General features: G+C 68.1%; 18 protein-coding genes. 14 read left to right on the plus strand and 4 right to left on the minus strand.

Features of this window, described 5'->3' with window-relative positions:
• The first annotated feature begins 9 nt into the window (after positions 1–9).
• From pdxS to AWC16_RS05180, 3 genes are read left to right on the plus strand one after another with little or no spacing between them, the layout of a single operon-like run.
• Positions 10–927, plus strand: a complete 918-nt coding sequence (pdxS, locus tag AWC16_RS05170; RefSeq protein ID WP_085263707.1) for a pyridoxal 5'-phosphate synthase lyase subunit PdxS — start codon at positions 10–12, stop codon at positions 925–927.
• Between the two features lie 45 nt (positions 928–972).
• Positions 973–1,230, plus strand: coding sequence for a type II toxin-antitoxin system Phd/YefM family antitoxin (locus AWC16_RS05175; RefSeq protein ID WP_085263708.1), 258 nt, complete (start codon positions 973–975; stop codon positions 1,228–1,230).
• Positions 1,230–1,490, plus strand: a complete 261-nt coding sequence (locus AWC16_RS05180; protein WP_085263709.1) for a Txe/YoeB family addiction module toxin — start codon at positions 1,230–1,232, stop codon at positions 1,488–1,490. Before AWC16_RS05175 ends, AWC16_RS05180 begins: the two co-directional genes overlap by 1 nt.
• 15 nt (positions 1,491–1,505) lie before the next feature.
• Here the strand turns inward: AWC16_RS05180 and AWC16_RS05185 are convergent, their stop codons facing one another.
• Together AWC16_RS05185 and AWC16_RS05190 are read right to left on the minus strand one after the other, a co-directional pair.
• Entirely contained in the window at positions 1,506–1,910 is a 405-nt protein-coding gene (locus AWC16_RS05185; RefSeq protein ID WP_085263710.1) for a PIN domain-containing protein, read from the minus strand.
• Between the two features lie 3 nt (positions 1,911–1,913).
• Complete coding sequence (locus tag AWC16_RS05190) at positions 1,914–2,192, minus strand: type II toxin-antitoxin system Phd/YefM family antitoxin (protein WP_085263711.1); 279 nt, start codon at positions 2,190–2,192, stop codon at positions 1,914–1,916.
• 53 nt (positions 2,193–2,245) lie between these two features.
• Between AWC16_RS05190 and tesB the strand changes: the two genes are divergently transcribed.
• The 9 genes from tesB to AWC16_RS05235 all read left to right on the plus strand — a co-directional run bounded on the left by tesB (position 2,246) and on the right by AWC16_RS05235 (position 9,484).
• A complete protein-coding gene (gene tesB, locus AWC16_RS05195; RefSeq protein ID WP_085263712.1) occupies positions 2,246–3,091 on the plus strand; it encodes an acyl-CoA thioesterase II in 846 nt (281 codons plus the stop codon).
• On the plus strand, positions 3,088–3,684 hold the full coding sequence (gene pdxT, locus AWC16_RS05200; protein WP_085263713.1) for a pyridoxal 5'-phosphate synthase glutaminase subunit PdxT: 597 nt from the start codon (positions 3,088–3,090) through the stop codon (positions 3,682–3,684). Before tesB ends, pdxT begins: the two co-directional genes overlap by 4 nt.
• Before the next feature lie 75 nt (positions 3,685–3,759).
• The gene (locus AWC16_RS05205; protein ID WP_085263714.1) at positions 3,760–5,121 is read left to right on the plus strand and encodes an ABC1 kinase family protein; all 1,362 of its coding nucleotides are present in this window, start codon (positions 3,760–3,762) and stop codon (positions 5,119–5,121) included.
• 51 nt (positions 5,122–5,172) lie between these two features.
• Complete coding sequence (locus AWC16_RS05210; RefSeq protein WP_085263715.1) at positions 5,173–5,928, plus strand: YebC/PmpR family DNA-binding transcriptional regulator; 756 nt, start codon at positions 5,173–5,175, stop codon at positions 5,926–5,928.
• Between the two features lie 12 nt (positions 5,929–5,940).
• Complete coding sequence (locus tag AWC16_RS05215) at positions 5,941–6,750, plus strand: sulfotransferase family protein (protein ID WP_085263716.1); 810 nt, start codon at positions 5,941–5,943, stop codon at positions 6,748–6,750.
• 94 nt (positions 6,751–6,844) lie between these two features.
• Complete coding sequence (ruvC, locus tag AWC16_RS05220) at positions 6,845–7,402, plus strand: crossover junction endodeoxyribonuclease RuvC (protein ID WP_085263887.1); 558 nt, start codon at positions 6,845–6,847, stop codon at positions 7,400–7,402.
• Positions 7,399–7,986 carry a Holliday junction branch migration protein RuvA gene (gene ruvA / locus AWC16_RS05225; RefSeq protein ID WP_085263717.1) on the plus strand — a complete coding sequence of 196 codons (588 nt, stop codon included), beginning with the start codon at positions 7,399–7,401 and terminating at the stop codon, positions 7,984–7,986. Before ruvC ends, ruvA begins: the two co-directional genes overlap by 4 nt.
• The gene (gene ruvB / locus AWC16_RS05230; RefSeq protein WP_085263718.1) at positions 7,983–9,035 is read left to right on the plus strand and encodes a Holliday junction branch migration DNA helicase RuvB; all 1,053 of its coding nucleotides are present in this window, start codon (positions 7,983–7,985) and stop codon (positions 9,033–9,035) included. The genes ruvA and ruvB overlap by 4 nt, the downstream gene beginning before the upstream one ends.
• 62 nt (positions 9,036–9,097) lie before the next feature.
• Positions 9,098–9,484, plus strand: coding sequence for a hypothetical protein (locus AWC16_RS05235; protein ID WP_085263719.1), 387 nt, complete (start codon positions 9,098–9,100; stop codon positions 9,482–9,484).
• Positions 9,485–9,492: 8 nt separating this feature from the next.
• Here AWC16_RS05235 and gabT read toward each other — a convergent pair whose 3' ends face one another.
• Positions 9,493–10,833 (minus strand): 4-aminobutyrate--2-oxoglutarate transaminase, encoded by a 1,341-nt coding sequence (gabT, locus tag AWC16_RS05240; RefSeq protein WP_085263888.1) that lies wholly within the window; start codon positions 10,831–10,833, stop codon positions 9,493–9,495.
• A 39-nt stretch (positions 10,834–10,872) separates the two neighbouring features.
• Positions 10,873–11,193, minus strand: coding sequence for a hypothetical protein (locus AWC16_RS05245; protein WP_085263720.1), 321 nt, complete (start codon positions 11,191–11,193; stop codon positions 10,873–10,875).
• 183 nt (positions 11,194–11,376) lie between these two features.
• On the opposite strand from AWC16_RS05245, the gene yajC reads away from it, so the two are divergent.
• Both yajC and secD read left to right on the plus strand, forming a co-directional pair.
• Positions 11,377–11,685: a preprotein translocase subunit YajC gene (gene yajC / locus AWC16_RS05250; RefSeq protein WP_085263721.1), complete on the plus strand. Its 309-nt coding sequence runs from the start codon at positions 11,377–11,379 to the stop codon at positions 11,683–11,685.
• Between the two features lie 161 nt (positions 11,686–11,846).
• Positions 11,847–13,991 carry a protein translocase subunit SecD gene (gene secD / locus AWC16_RS05255; protein ID WP_133055913.1) on the plus strand — a complete coding sequence of 715 codons (2,145 nt, stop codon included), beginning with the start codon at positions 11,847–11,849 and terminating at the stop codon, positions 13,989–13,991.
• Position 13,992 lies beyond the last annotated feature (1 nt).

Below are 13,992 nucleotides of genomic sequence, written 5' to 3' on the forward strand. Positions count from 1 at the left end.
AAGCATTCAGTGGACAGCGCGGCGCAGAACGGTTCGGCACCCGGCGGGCAGACGGGTACTGCGCGGGTAAAGCGCGGCATGGCCGAGATGCTCAAGGGTGGCGTCATCATGGACGTCGTCACCCCCGATCAGGCCCGCATAGCCGAGGCCGCCGGTGCCGTCGCGGTGATGGCGCTGGAGCGGGTGCCCGCCGACATCCGTGCCCAGGGCGGGGTTTCGCGGATGAGCGACCCGGACATGATCGAGGGCATCATCGCCGCGGTGACCATCCCGGTGATGGCCAAGGTGCGCATCGGGCACTTCGTCGAGGCACAGATCCTGCAGAGCCTCGGGGTGGACTACATCGACGAGTCCGAGGTGCTCACGCCCGCCGACTACACCCACCACATCGACAAGTGGCGGTTCACTGTGCCGTTCGTGTGCGGGGCGACCAATCTGGGTGAGGCCCTGCGCCGGATCACCGAGGGCGCGGCCATGATCCGCTCCAAGGGCGAGGCCGGCACCGGCGACGTCTCCAACGCCACCACCCACATGCGTTCCATCGGCGGCGAGATCCGTCGGCTCACGTCGCTGTCACAAGACGAATTATTCGTTGCCGCAAAGGAACTGCAGGCGCCCTATGAGCTGGTCGCGGAGGTGGCCAGGGCCGGAAAGCTGCCGGTGACGCTGTTCACCGCCGGCGGCATCGCCACCCCGGCGGATGCGGCGATGATGATGCAGCTCGGCGCCGAGGGCGTGTTCGTCGGCTCCGGCATCTTCAAATCCGGTGACCCGGCGGCGCGTGCGGCGGCCATCGTCAAGGCCACCACCTTCTATGACGACCCGGACGTCTTGGCGAAGGTGTCGCGCGGGCTGGGCGAGGCCATGGTCGGCATCAACGTGGAGGACATCGCGCAACCGCACCGGCTCGCCGAACGCGGCTGGTAGACGCCGCGCATATGTCCGCGTACGCTTTCCTGTACAGGAGGCGGCATGAAGACAATGAGTTACACCGAGTCGCGAGCGCGCTACGCCGAGGTGCTCGACAGCGTCGTGGCCGATCGTGAAGAGGTCGTGATCACCCGCGCGGGCCACGAGCCTGTGGTGATCGTCTCCCTTGCCGACTTCGAGTCGCTGCGGGAGACGGCCTATCTCATGCGCTCACCGGCGAACGCGCGTCGCCTGCTCGACGCCATGGAGCGCTTGGAGGGCGGCGACGGAGTTGAGCACGGCTTAATCGACACTGACTGATGCGTCTGATCTGGGACGAGAACGCCTGGTGTGACTATCTTTGGTGGCAGGCCCAGGATCGCAAGGTGCTCAAGCGCATCAACCAGTTGATCGCGGATATCGCCCGAAATGGGAACGAGGGGATCGGAAAGCCTGAACCGCTCAAACACGACTTTGCGGGCTACTGGTCGCGCCGGATCACCGACGAGCATCGGTTGGTGTACAAGGTGGCCGAAGCAGACATCCGTATCGCCGCCTGCCGCTATCACTACGGTCGATAGCCTGGGGCCGACAGCTCATTGTGCGTTCTCGACGGGGTCAATCACCCGCAGGCCCAGGTGCTCGGCAACATCTTTCATGGTGGTGTCGTGCGTCGCCACCGAGACAACCTCGCCGATCAGCAGGGCGGTCGCCAGGTGCAGGGCGTCGAGGGTCCCGATGTGGCGTTCGATCGACTCGGCGACGTTGTGCGTCTCCCGGGTGATGTCCAGCATCCCGACGCGGTCCAAGAGCGGTGCCGCGTCGGAAAGCGGACGGTCGTCGCGGCGCAGCACGCGAACCACCTCGGTGCGAAGGAGTCTGGAGGAGAGGAACGTCGTCGCCGGCGTCTGCATCCAGGACTGGAGGCGCCCGCGTTCGGGAACATCGAGGACGGTCCGCAGCGCCACCGAGGTGTCCAGGTAGACCAGGGCCGGCGCCACGATTCAGTGATTCCCGCGCATCTCATCCAGCAGGGCGTCGACCTGACCGTCGGTGTAGGAGGGTCCACCCGGGGCTGTCGGCCAGGATGCGGGCTTGGCGGCTGGCGGGGTGTAGCGGCCCTCGCGCTCCAGTCGCGCCAACGTGGAATCCTGAGCGCGGACAACGCTCACCCGCCATCGCGGTTTGCCTCGCTCGGTCACCACGACATCGTCCGTTTCGGTGACCTGATCGAGCACCGCCGCAGTGCGCTGATTGAGCTCTCGCTTGGTAACCGTCGGCATGTGGCCAGTGTACTACTTTTGTCAGACATCACCGTCGATATTCTGACGTCATCGTGGCAATCGAAGAGATCCTCGATCTCGAGCAACTCGAGGTCAACATCTACCGCGGGAGTGTGTTCAGCCCGCTCTCCGCGGACAACCAGCGCACCTTCGGCGGTCATGTCGCCGGCCAGGCACTGGTGTCGGCGGTGCGCACCGTGGACCCCCGCTACCGGGTCCACTCGCTGCACGGTTATTTCCTGCGTCCCGGAGATGCCAAGGCGCCCACGGTGTTCCTGGTCGATCGGGTCCGCGACGGCGGCTCGTTCTGCACCCGGCGGGTCGACGCCGTTCAGCACGGCGAGACCATCTTCAACATGTCGGCCTCGTTTCAGAGCGAGCAACGCGGCATCGCGCACCAGGATGTGATGCCCGATGCGCCGGACCCCACCGACCTGCCCGACATCGCCGCGATGAAGGCCTTCGACGACGAGGGTTTCAAGGCGTTCGCCGAGTGGGACCTGCGCCGGGTGCCGCGCGAGCAGTTGCCGCACATTCCGGGCAAGGTCGCCGAGCAGCAGGTCTGGTTCCGTCATCGCGACCGGTTGCCCGACGATCAGGTGCTGCACATCTGCGCGCTGGCCTACATGAGCGACCTGACCCTGCTGGGCACCTCCTGGGCGAATCACCCCGGCGAGCGCGACCACCTGCAGGTGGCGTCGCTGGACCATGCCATGTGGTTCCTGCGCCCCTTCCGGGCCGACGAATGGCTGCTCTACGACCAGTCGTCGCCGTCGGCGGGTGCCGGGCGGTCGTTGACCCAGGGGAAGATCTACAACCGGTCCGGGGACATGGTGGCCGCCGTTATGCAGGAGGGGTTGACCCGCTACCCGTCCGGATACCAACCGACCGGCCAGTGAGCGGCCCGCGCATCGGCGTGCTCGCACTGCAGGGTGACGTCCGAGAACACCTTGCTGCGCTGGCCGCGGTCGGCGCCGAGCCGGTGCCGGTGCGCCGTCGCGCGGAGCTGGACGCCGTCGAGGCCCTGCTGATCCCCGGTGGCGAGTCGACCACGATCAGCCACCTGTTGCGCGAGCTGGAGCTGGCGGACCCGTTGCGGGCCCGGCTGGCCGACGGGATGCCGGCCTACGGGTCCTGTGCGGGAATGATCCTGCTGGCCAGCGAGATCCTCGACGCGGGCGCGCAGGGCCGCGCCGCCATCCCCCTGTCGGGGATCGATATGACCGTGCGGCGCAACGCCTTCGGGCGCCAGGTCGATTCCTTCGAAGGGGAGATCGCCTTCGACGGCCTGGACGGGCCGGTGCACGCGGTGTTCATCCGGGCGCCGTGGGTGGAACGGGTCGGTCCCGGCGTCACGGTGCTGGCCGAGGCCGCCGGACATCCCGTTGCGGTGCGGCAGGGCCGCGTACTGGCCACTTCGTTTCACCCGGAGGTCACCGGAGACCGGCGTATCCACCGATTGTTCGTCGACATCGTCACAAGCCGGGACTGACTGTCGCCGGGTTGGCCACGGCGTTTCGCCGTGCCCGGGATGTTGTCGTCGATCCTGCCAGGCCATGATGTATCCATGGCAGATATCGCGCGGGGCGGCTTCCGCCGCGCAGTAAAGCTGGCGAGCCTTCCGGCCGGGGTCGCCGGACGCGCAGCGCTGGGTGTGGGCAAGCGGATGACCGGCATGTCCAAGGATGAGGTCAACGCCGAACTCCTGGAGAAGGCCGCCGACGAGATGTTCAAGGTGCTCGGCGAGCTCAAGGGCGGCGCGATGAAGGTCGGGCAGGCGCTGTCGGTGATGGAGGCCGCGATTCCTCCGCAGTTCGCCGAACCGTTCCGCGAGGCATTGGTCAAGCTGCAGAGCGAGGCCCCGCCGTTGCCGGCGGCCAAGGTGCACCGAGTGCTCGACGCCCAGCTAGGCACCAAATGGCGGGAACGCTTCGCGTCGTTCGACGACACCCCCGCCGCATCGGCGAGCATCGGGCAGGTGCACCGGGCGGTCTGGAACGACGGGCGCGACGTCGCCGTGAAAATCCAGTATCCCGGCGCGGACGAGGCGCTGCGCGCCGACCTGAAACTGATTCAGCGGTTCAACTGGGTCGCCAAGCAGGTGGTTCCCGGCGCCGACGTGGACCGGGTGGTCGCGGAGATCAACGACACCCTGGAAGCGGAACTGGAGTACCGCCAGGAAGCCGACAATCAGCGTGCCTTCGCCAAGGCCTTCGCCGGGGACCCGAAGTTCGCGGTGCCGGCGGTGATCGCCAGCGCGCCGAAGGTCATCGTCTCGGAGTGGATCGAAGGCCGGCGCCTGTCGGAGATCATCCGCAGCGGCACCAAAGAGGAGCGGGACTCCGCGTGTGCGCTGCTGCTGGAGTTCACGCTGAGCTCGCCGGCGCGGGTCGGGCTGGTGCATGCCGACCCGCACCCGGGCAACTTCATGCTGCTGCCCGACGGCCGGCTGGGTGTCATCGACTTCGGCGCGGTGGCCCAACATCCCGACGGTATCCCCCCGGAGTTCGCCGAGCTGCTGTGCTGGGCGCGCGACGAGCAGTGGGATGAGGCGATCCGGCTGCTCAAACAGCTCGGGTTCATGCCGGCCGACTACGACCTGACCGCCGAGCAGCTGGTGGACTACATCCAGCCGCTGTGGCCCTACATCGACCCGCTGCGCTCCGGGGAGTTCCACTTCACCCGCAAGTGGTTCCAGAAGTCGGCGCTGGTCACCACCGACCCGATGGCGGAAGGTTTCGGCGACCGATTCAAGATGGCCCGCCAGATGACCATTCCGGCCGGATACGTCATGTTGCTGCGCACACTGGGCGGTCTGCTGGGGGTCGCGGTGCAGCTCGACGCGCACGTCAACTACGCCGCGCTGATCGAGCAGTGGGCGCCCGGGTTCTTCCCGCCCGGGCAGCCCCCGGCGCGCGAGCCGGCCTGACACGTAGACTCGTCGCGCGAAGTTTTGCTGCGACAGTGAGGTAGGAAGCCGATGAGCGGCCATTCCAAGTGGGCCACCACGAAGCACAAGAAGGCCGTCATCGACGCCCGCCGGGGGAAGAATTTTGCGCGGTTGATCAAGAACATCGAGGTCGCCGCCCGCGTCGGCGGTGGTGACCCGTCGGGGAATCCGACGCTCTATGACGCCATCCAGAAGGCCAAGAAGAACTCGGTGCCCAACGACAACATCGAGCGGGCTCGCAAGCGTGGTGCCGGCGAGGAAGCCGGTGGGGCGGATTACCAGACCATCACCTATGAGGGGTATGGGCCCAACGGTGTGGCGGTGTTGATCGAATGTCTGACGGATAACCGGAATCGCGCGGCCAGTGAGGTGCGGGTGGCGATGACTCGCAATGGTGGCCAGATGGCCGACCCGGGTTCGGTGGCGTATCTGTTCAGTCGCAAGGGCACGGTCACGCTGGACAAGAACGGGTTGACCGAGGACGACGTGCTGGTGGCGGTGTTGGAGGCCGGGGCTGAGGATGTCAACGACCTGGGGGAGAGCTTCGAGGTGATCTCCGAACCGGGTGACCTGGTGGCGGTGCGTAGTGCGCTGGTCGATGCCGGGATCGACTATGAGTCGGCGGAGGCGAGTTTTCAGCCGTCGGTGAGCGTTCCGGTGGATGTCGAGGGGGCTCGTAAGGTGTTCAAGCTGGTCGAGGCCCTTGAGGACAGTGACGACGTGCAGAACGTGTGGACCAACGTCGACCTGTCCGACGAGGTGCTGGCAGCTCTCGAGGCCGAGTAGCGGGCCACGCCGGTGCCGGCGATTCATTTCATCTCGGGTCTGCCGCGCTCGGGTTCAACCCTACTGGCCGCGTTATTGCGGCAGAACCCGCGTTTCGAAGCCGGCATGTCCGGCCCGCTGGCCGGGTTGTTCGGCGCCCTGCTCGGTGAGATGAGCGCACGCAACGAGTTCTCGGTGTTCATCGACGACGCGAAGCGGGAACGGATCCTGCGCGGGCTGTTCGACAGCTTCTACGGTGACTGCCCCGCCGAGGTGATCTTCGATACCAACCGGGCGTGGTGTGGCTGGATGCCGGCGGTCTCACGGTTGTTCGCGCAGGCCAAGGTCATCGCCTGCGTGCGCGAGTTGCCGTGGGTGGTCGACAGCATCGAACGGTTGGTCCAGCGCAACGTGTTCACCCCGTCGTCGATCTTCGGATTCAACCCCGGCGGCACCGTCTACACCCGCGCCAACGGGATCGTGGGGCAGGACGGAATGGTCGGGGCCCCCTACGACATGCTCAAACAGGCCTGCTACGGCGCGGAGCGGGACCGGCTGCTGGTTGTGCAGTACGAGACCTTGACCACCGACCCGGAGCGCACGATGCGCGCCATCTACGACTTCATCGATGAGCCGGCCTACGTGCATGACTTCGCCCATGTCGACTATGACGTCACCGACTTCGACGAACGGGCCGGGACGCCGGGTCTGCACGCGGTGCACGGCGAGGTCAGGGCCGACCCGCGCGAGACGATATTGCCGCCGGACCTGTTCAATCGGTTCACCCGCGACGCGTTCTGGCGCGACCCGGAGCGGATCCCCGCGGGCTTGCGGGTGGTGTAGCCGGAAGTCGTCGGGCCACCGCGTGTCCTGCCGGCCGACGTCGGTCCCAGGCACTACTGTTCGAACAGATGTTCACTACAGTAGGGAGCGTGTGGTGCGGGTGATGGGCGTCGACCCCGGGCTGACGCGGTGCGGGCTGTCGGTGGTCGAAGGCGGGCACGGCCGCCAAGTCACCGCTTTGGATGTCGATGTGGTGCGCACCCCGGCCGATCAGCCGCTGCCGCAACGCCTGCTGACCATCAGTGACACCGCCGAGCACTGGCTGGACACCCACCGGCCCGATGTCCTGGCCGTCGAGCGGGTGTTCTCCCAGCAGAACGTCTCCACCGTCATGGGCACCGCCCAAGCCGGCGGGGTGATCGCACTGCAGGCCGCCCGCCGGGGCATCGCCGTGCACTTTCACACCCCCAGCGAGGTCAAGGCGGCCGTCACCGGCAATGGTTCCGCCGACAAGGCCCAGGTGACGACGATGGTCACCAGAATCCTTGGCCTGCAGCAGAAACCGACCCCCGCGGACGCGGCAGATGCGCTCGCGCTGGCGATCTGCCACTGCTGGCGGGCCCCGATGATCGCCCGGATGGCAGCGGCCGAGGCACTGGCCGCCGAACAGCGGCGGCGCTACACCGCCAAGCTCAAGGCGGCCCGAGCATGATCGCTTCGGTGCGCGGCGAGGTCATCGACATCGCACTCGACCACGCGGTGGTCGAAGCGGCCGGCGTCGGCTACAAGCTGATGGCCACGCCGTCGACACTGTCGGCGCTGCACCGCGGCAGCGAATCCCGGTTGATCACCGCGATGATCGTGCGTGAGGATTCGATGACGCTGTACGGCTTTCCCGACGCCGAGGCGCGGGATCTGTTTCTCACGCTGATCGGGGTGTCGGGGATCGGACCCAAGATCGCCCTGGCCACCCTGGCGGTCTACGACGCAACCGCGCTGCGCCGGGCGCTGGCCGACGGCGACGTCGCCGCGTTGACCCGGGTGCCCGGGATCGGTAAGCGCGGCGCCGAGCGACTGGTGCTGGAACTGCGCGACAAGATCGGGCCGGTGGCCGCTCCCGGCGGCGCCTTCGGCGGTCACGCGGTGCGGGCGCCGGTGGTCGAAGCCCTTGTCGGACTTGGCTTTGCGGCCAAGCAGGCCGAGGAGACCATTGACAAGGTGCTGGCCGACGAACCCGAGATCAGCACGTCCGACGCGTTGCGGACCGCGCTGAGCCGGCTGGGGAAGACCAAGTGAGTGAGCCCGACGACCCCGACGCCCGCGAGGTGTCCCCGGCGCTGACGGTGGGCGAAGGCGATATCGACGCCGGCCTGCGGCCGCGCAGTCTGGCCGAGTTCATCGGACAGCCCCGGGTGCGTGAGCAGCTGCAGCTGGTGATCGAGGGCGCCAAGAACCGCGGCGGCACACCGGATCACATCCTGCTGTCCGGCCCGCCCGGACTGGGTAAGACGTCACTGGCGATGATCATCGCCAGCGAGCTCGGCAGCTCATTGCGGGTGACGTCGGGGCCGGCGCTGGAACGCGCCGGGGATCTGGCGGCGATGCTGTCGAATCTGGTGGAGCACGACGTGCTGTTCATCGACGAGATCCACCGCATCGCCCGGCCCGCCGAGGAAATGCTGTACCTGGCGATGGAGGACTTCCGGGTCGACGTCGTCGTCGGGAAAGGTCCTGGGGCCACGTCGATTCCGCTGGAGGTGGCGCCGTTCACCCTGGTTGGTGCGACCACCCGCTCCGGTGCGCTGACCGGCCCGCTGCGGGACCGGTTCGGGTTCACCGCGCACATGGATTTCTACGAGCCGGCCGAACTGCAGCGGGTGCTGGCACGCTCGGCGAAGATCCTCGGGATCGAGCTGGGGGCTGAGGCCGCCGCGGAGGTGGCCCGGCGGTCTCGTGGTACGCCGCGGATCGCCAACCGACTGCTGCGCCGGGTGCGGGACTACGCCGAGGTGCGCGCCGACGGGGTGATCACCTGCGATGTGGCCAAGGCCGCGCTGGCGGTCTACGACGTCGACGAATTGGGCCTGGACCGCCTGGACCGGGCGGTGCTGTCGGCGTTGACCCGCAGCTTCGGCGGCGGCCCGGTCGGGGTGTCCACGCTGGCGGTCGCGGTGGGGGAGGAAGCCGCCACCGTCGAGGAGGTCTGCGAGCCGTTCCTGGTGCGGGCCGGGATGGTCGCGCGCACCCCCAGGGGCCGTGTCGCGACTCCGGCGGCCTGGACGCATCTGGGCATGGTGCCGCCGGCTGGGGCAGGCGGGCTGGGGCAACAGGGGCTGTTCGACTAGGTCGACCCGGGTTGTGAATGGGCGACAGCACTTTGGACCGCGGCTCGGTAGGCTTTCGTCGCATGACGGAGGGGCCGGAAAACCTTGAAGCCCGCGTGGACGCATTGGAATCACGGGTCGACGAACTGACCGGGCAGTTGCAGCAGGCCAAGCAAGACGCGGTTGCCGCGCGAGTGCTCGCCGGGGGAGCAGACCGCGACGTCGAGCAGCTCGGCGGTGAGATGCGTGATTTCCGTGGTGAGATGCGTGATTTCCATCAGGCCACCACGGCAAGCTTCAATGCCATGCGCGAGGACCTGGTTGACCTGCGGCGCCATGTCAACGAAGGATTCGCTCGCGTTGATGACGGCTTCAGCGCCATCCGAGTACGGCTTGATACGACCGCCGCCGGCCTTACCCACATCACGGACTTGCTGAACGAGCTGGTCGCCGACCGCGAACCCGACTGAGTCGTCGACTACAGCTTGGCCAGTTCGTCGGCCAGCACGTCCAAGCCTTCGGCCAGCAGCTCGTCGCTGATGGTCAGCGGCGGCAGCAGCCGCAGCACATTGCCGAACGTCCCGCAGGTCAGCACGATCACGCCGGCCCGATGACACGCTGTCGCCAGCGCCTTCGTCAGGGCAGGATCCGGTTCGGCGGTCTCGGGCCGCACCAGTTCGACGGCGATCATGGCGCCGCGGCCGCGAACATCGCCGATGCGGTCGTCGTCGGCCTGCAGCCGGCTCAGGCGCTCCAACACCGCCCGCTCGATCCGCTGGGCGCGCCCCACCAGGTCCTCGGCCTCGACGGTGGCCAGCGCCCCCAGCGCGGCCGCGCAGGCCACCGGGTTGCCGCCGAACGTCCCGCCCAAGCCACTGACCTGCGGGGCATCCATGATCTCGGCACGCCCGGTGACCGCCGCCAGCGGCAGCCCACCGCCGATGCCTTTGGCGGTGCAGATCAGGTCGGGCGCGATCGGCTCATGCTCACAGGCGAACATCGCCCCGGTGCGAGCGAAACCGGTCTGCACCTCGTCGGCGATGAACACCACGTCGTTGTCGCGGCACCAGGCCAGCAGCGCAGGCAGAAATCCCGGTGCCGGGACGATGAACCCGCCCTCGCCCTGGATCGGTTCGATGACCAGCGCGGCCAGGTTGTGGGCGCCGATCTGGTTCTCGAGGACGCCGATGGCCCGTTCGGCGGCCCGCTCGCCGTCGGTGCCCAGATCCTTGTCGATCAGGCTGTCTCGGTAAGGGTAGGACGCCGGCGCGCGGTAGATATCGGGCGCGAACGGGCCGAACCCGCTCTTGTACGGCATCGACTTGGCGGTCAATGCCATCGTCAGGTTGGTACGGCCGTGGTAGCCGTGGTCGAACGCCGCCACCGCGGTTTTGCGGGTGTAGGACCGGGCGATCTTGACGGCGTTCTCCAAAGCCTCGGCGCCGGAGTTGAGCAGCACGGACCGTTTCTCGAACTTGCCCGGGGTGAGCCGGTTCAGCGCTTCGGCGACAGTCACATACCCCTCGTAGGGGGTGACCATGAAACAAGTGTGGGTGAACTCGGCGACTTGGCTGCGCACCGCATCCACCACCCGCGGAGCGGCGTTGCCCACCGTGGTCACCGCGATGCCCGAGCCCAGATCGATCAGCCGATTGCCGTCCACGTCCTCGACGATGCCGCCGCCGGCACGTGCCGCGTAGACCGGCAGCGTGCTGGCCACCCCGCGCGCTACGGCCGCCGTACGACGCTGCGCCAGCCGCACCGAGCCGGGTCCGGGGATCTCAGTGGCCAGGTGACGGCTCTGCGGCACCGTTGGCACAGGCATGGATTTGGCCTCCTTGACGGTTGTTTCCCCGGATCAGACCTGGCCGAGCGGCCGGCACGCGTGGGCGAAAGGCTGCCAATATTCGCCGGGTGGGCAGTCCAGCGGCGTCGGTCCCTGGCCGAGCGGCATGCAGGTGTTGGTGCTCGGTTCCCAGTACTGGCCGCCGGGGCAGTCCAGCGGTGTCGGTCCCTGGCCGAGCGGCATGCAGGTGTTGGTGCTCGGTTCCCAGTACTGGCCGCCGGGGCAGTCCAGCGGCGCAGCCGAGCCGACGGCGGGCAACGCGAACGTTCCCACCGCCAGGGGAGCCGCCGCCAGTGCAATGGCGGTCGCGAGACCACACGCGATGTTCCTCATCGGCCAAACCTTCCCTCGAGAATCCTGACCCCTAGCACCCACAGCCTAGGGGGTGGGACAACCGGTACCGACTCGGAGTGGCCGGACACAATGGCACACTGTTGTCATCACAGTGGCCCGCCACATCCCATGTGGGCCGGGGCCGGAGACTAGTTCGAACAAGTCGAAAGATCGGTTGTCGTCATGAACAACATGGTTGCCTTCCTGCCGCTGCTCATCGTCATGGGCGCGTTCATGTTCTTCGCCTCGCGGCGGCAGAAGCGCGCGATGCAAGCCACCATCGACCTGCACGAGTCGCTGCGGATCGGTGACCGTGTGCACACCACCTCTGGCCTGCAGGGGACCATCACCCGCATCACCGATGACGACGTCGACTTGGAGATCTCGCCGGGCGTGGTGACCACCTGGATGAAGCTCGCAGTCCGGGACAGGATCGAGCCGGAGGAGCTCACTGCCGAGGCCGCGGTCGAACAGGCCGCCGAAGGCACTTAGCCCCCGACGCGCGGAACGCCCGCCCAACGAGCGAGCCCGCCGGTCGGGCACGTACCCTTTGGCGGGTGCAGTCGAACTGATCGCTGCGGGCGGACCGCGCGTGGACCAGCCCCGACGATCTCGAGAGCGCATCGCGCAATGAGCGAAGGAGACCCAACAACGTGGCATCGCCCTCGGTGCCGGTGCACCCTGCCCGCAACCTGGCGGTGTTCCTGGCAATGCTCATCGGCGTCTACCTGCTGGTGTTCCTGACCGGAAACAAGCTCGCCGAACCCAAGCTCGGCATCGACTTGCAGGGCGGCACCCGCGTGACGCTCACCGCGCGCACGCCGGACGGTTCCTCGCCGACCCGCGAAGCGCTCAACCAGGCGCAGCAGATCATCAGCGCCCGGGTCAACGGCCTCGGGGTGTCCGGCTCCGAAGTCATCATCGACGGCAACAACCTGGTCATCACCGTGCCCGGCAGCGACGGCAACGAAGCCCGCACGCTGGGCCAGACGGCCCGGCTCTACATCCGGCCGGTGATCAGCGGCGTGTCCGTGCAGGAGGCGGCACAGGCCGCCGGCGGCCGGATGCCTGGCCTTCCCGGTGGAGGCGCACCCGGCATCCCCGGCCTGCCTCCGGGAGCCGGTGGCGGTATCCCGGGTCTGCCTCCCGGGGCCGGCGGCGGTATCCCGGGTCTGCCTCCCGGGGCCGGCGGCGGTATCCCCGGCTTGCCTCCGGGAGCCGGCGGCGGCGCTCCGGGTCTGCCTCCGGGCCTGCTTCCCGGCGCCCCCGGTATCCCCGCCCAGCCCGGCTCGCCGTTCACCGGGGGTCAGTCCACTCCCGGTGACCAAACCCTGCCCGGCGGATCCGGGGCAGGTGGAGAAGGCACGTTCGGCGGCAACGGGGGATCCTTCCCGCAGCAGCCTCTGATCCCGCCGGCCCAGCCGCGGCCCTTCCCGCAGGAGCCGACCCCGGCACCGGGCACCACCTCGGAGAGTCCCGGCCCCGAGAACACGTCGGAACCGACCGCGCCGGGTTCGCCCGGCGAGGCGCCGAGCCCCGGTCCGCAGCTTCCCGGCCTGCCCGGTCTCGGCTTGCCCGGCTTACCGGGGCTCCCCGGTCAGGGCGGCCAGGCGCAGGGTCTGGCGGGCCGCATCGCCGCTGAGAAGCGGTTGCGGCAGAGCGACAACAAGGTGGTGCAGGCGCTGGCCCTGCAGATCCAGGCCGGTCGCTGCGACAAGGAAGACGTGCTGGCCGGCAACGACGACCCGGACCTGCCGCTGGTGACCTGCTCGCAGGACCACCAGACCGCCTACCTGCTGGCGCCGTCGATCATCAGCGGTGACCAGATCGCCGACGCCACTTCGGGTATGGACCAGCGCAGCGGCTCGAACATCGTCCAGCTGCAGTTCAAGAGTGGAGCGGCCGACGTCTGGGCCGACTTCACCGCGGCCCACATCGGCACCCAGACTGCGTTCACGCTCGACTCGCAGGTGGTCAGCGCCCCGCAGATCCAGGAGGCCATCCCGGGCGGCCGGACCCAGATCACCGGCGGGTCACCGGGATTCACCCCGGATGGTGCGCGTCAGCTGGCCAACGTCTTGAAGTACGGGTCGCTGCCGCTGTCGTTCGAGGCGTCGGAAGCCGAAACCGTCTCGGCCACCTTGGGAATGACGTCGCTGAAGGCGGGTCTGATCGCCGGTGCGATCGGCCTGGCACTAGTGCTGATCTACTCGCTGCTCTACTACCGGGTGCTCGGCGTGCTGACGGCGCTGTCGCTGGTGCTGGCCGGCGCCATGGTCTACGCGATCCTGGTGCTGCTGGGCAGATACATCAACTACACGCTCGACCTGGCCGGTATCGCCGGTCTGATCATCGGTATCGGTACCACCGCCGACTCGTTCGTGGTGTTCTTCGAACGCATCAAAGACGAGATCCGGGAAGGCCGGTCCTTCCGCTCGGCGGTGCCGCGCGGGTGGACGCGGGCGCGCAAGACCATCGTGTCCGGCAACGCGGTGACCTTCCTGGCCGCGGCGGTGCTGTACTTCCTGGCGGTCGGCCAGGTGAAGGGTTTCGCGTTCACGCTGGGCCTGACCACGATCCTCGACATTGTGGTGGTGTTCCTGGTGACCTGGCCGCTGGTGTACTTGGCGTCCAAGTCGCCGACGCTGGCCAAGCCGTCCTACAACGGCCTCGGTGCGGTCCAGCAGGTCGCACGCGAGCGGCGCGCGGTGGCCAAATCGGGAGGCGGAACGGGCGGCAAGGCCGCAGCCAAAACGCGCACGCGGGTAACAACCGCCCAGTCGACGGGACAGGGATAGC

Source organism: Mycolicibacter longobardus, assembly GCF_002102265.1.
Taxonomy (GTDB): domain Bacteria; phylum Actinomycetota; class Actinomycetes; order Mycobacteriales; family Mycobacteriaceae; genus Mycobacterium; species Mycobacterium longobardum.

Bases quoted from the DNA above. Each gene is read 5' to 3' on its own strand.
- AWC16_RS05175 (WP_085263708.1), top strand. From the start codon at position 973: ATGAAGACAATGAGTTACACCGAGTCGCGAGCGCGCTACGCCGAGGTG.
- AWC16_RS05180 (WP_085263709.1), top strand. From the start codon at position 1,230: ATGCGTCTGATCTGGGACGAGAACGCCTGGTGTGACTATCTTTGGTGG.
- AWC16_RS05190 (WP_085263711.1), bottom strand. From the start codon at position 2,192: ATGCCGACGGTTACCAAGCGAGAGCTCAATCAGCGCACTGCGGCGGTG.
- AWC16_RS05205 (WP_085263714.1), top strand. From the start codon at position 3,760: ATGGCAGATATCGCGCGGGGCGGCTTCCGCCGCGCAGTAAAGCTGGCG.
- AWC16_RS05210 (WP_085263715.1), top strand. From the start codon at position 5,173: ATGAGCGGCCATTCCAAGTGGGCCACCACGAAGCACAAGAAGGCCGTC.
- ruvA (WP_085263717.1), top strand. From the start codon at position 7,399: ATGATCGCTTCGGTGCGCGGCGAGGTCATCGACATCGCACTCGACCAC.
- AWC16_RS05235 (WP_085263719.1), top strand. From the start codon at position 9,098: ATGACGGAGGGGCCGGAAAACCTTGAAGCCCGCGTGGACGCATTGGAA.
- AWC16_RS05245 (WP_085263720.1), bottom strand. From the start codon at position 11,193: ATGAGGAACATCGCGTGTGGTCTCGCGACCGCCATTGCACTGGCGGCG.
- yajC (WP_085263721.1), top strand. From the start codon at position 11,377: ATGAACAACATGGTTGCCTTCCTGCCGCTGCTCATCGTCATGGGCGCG.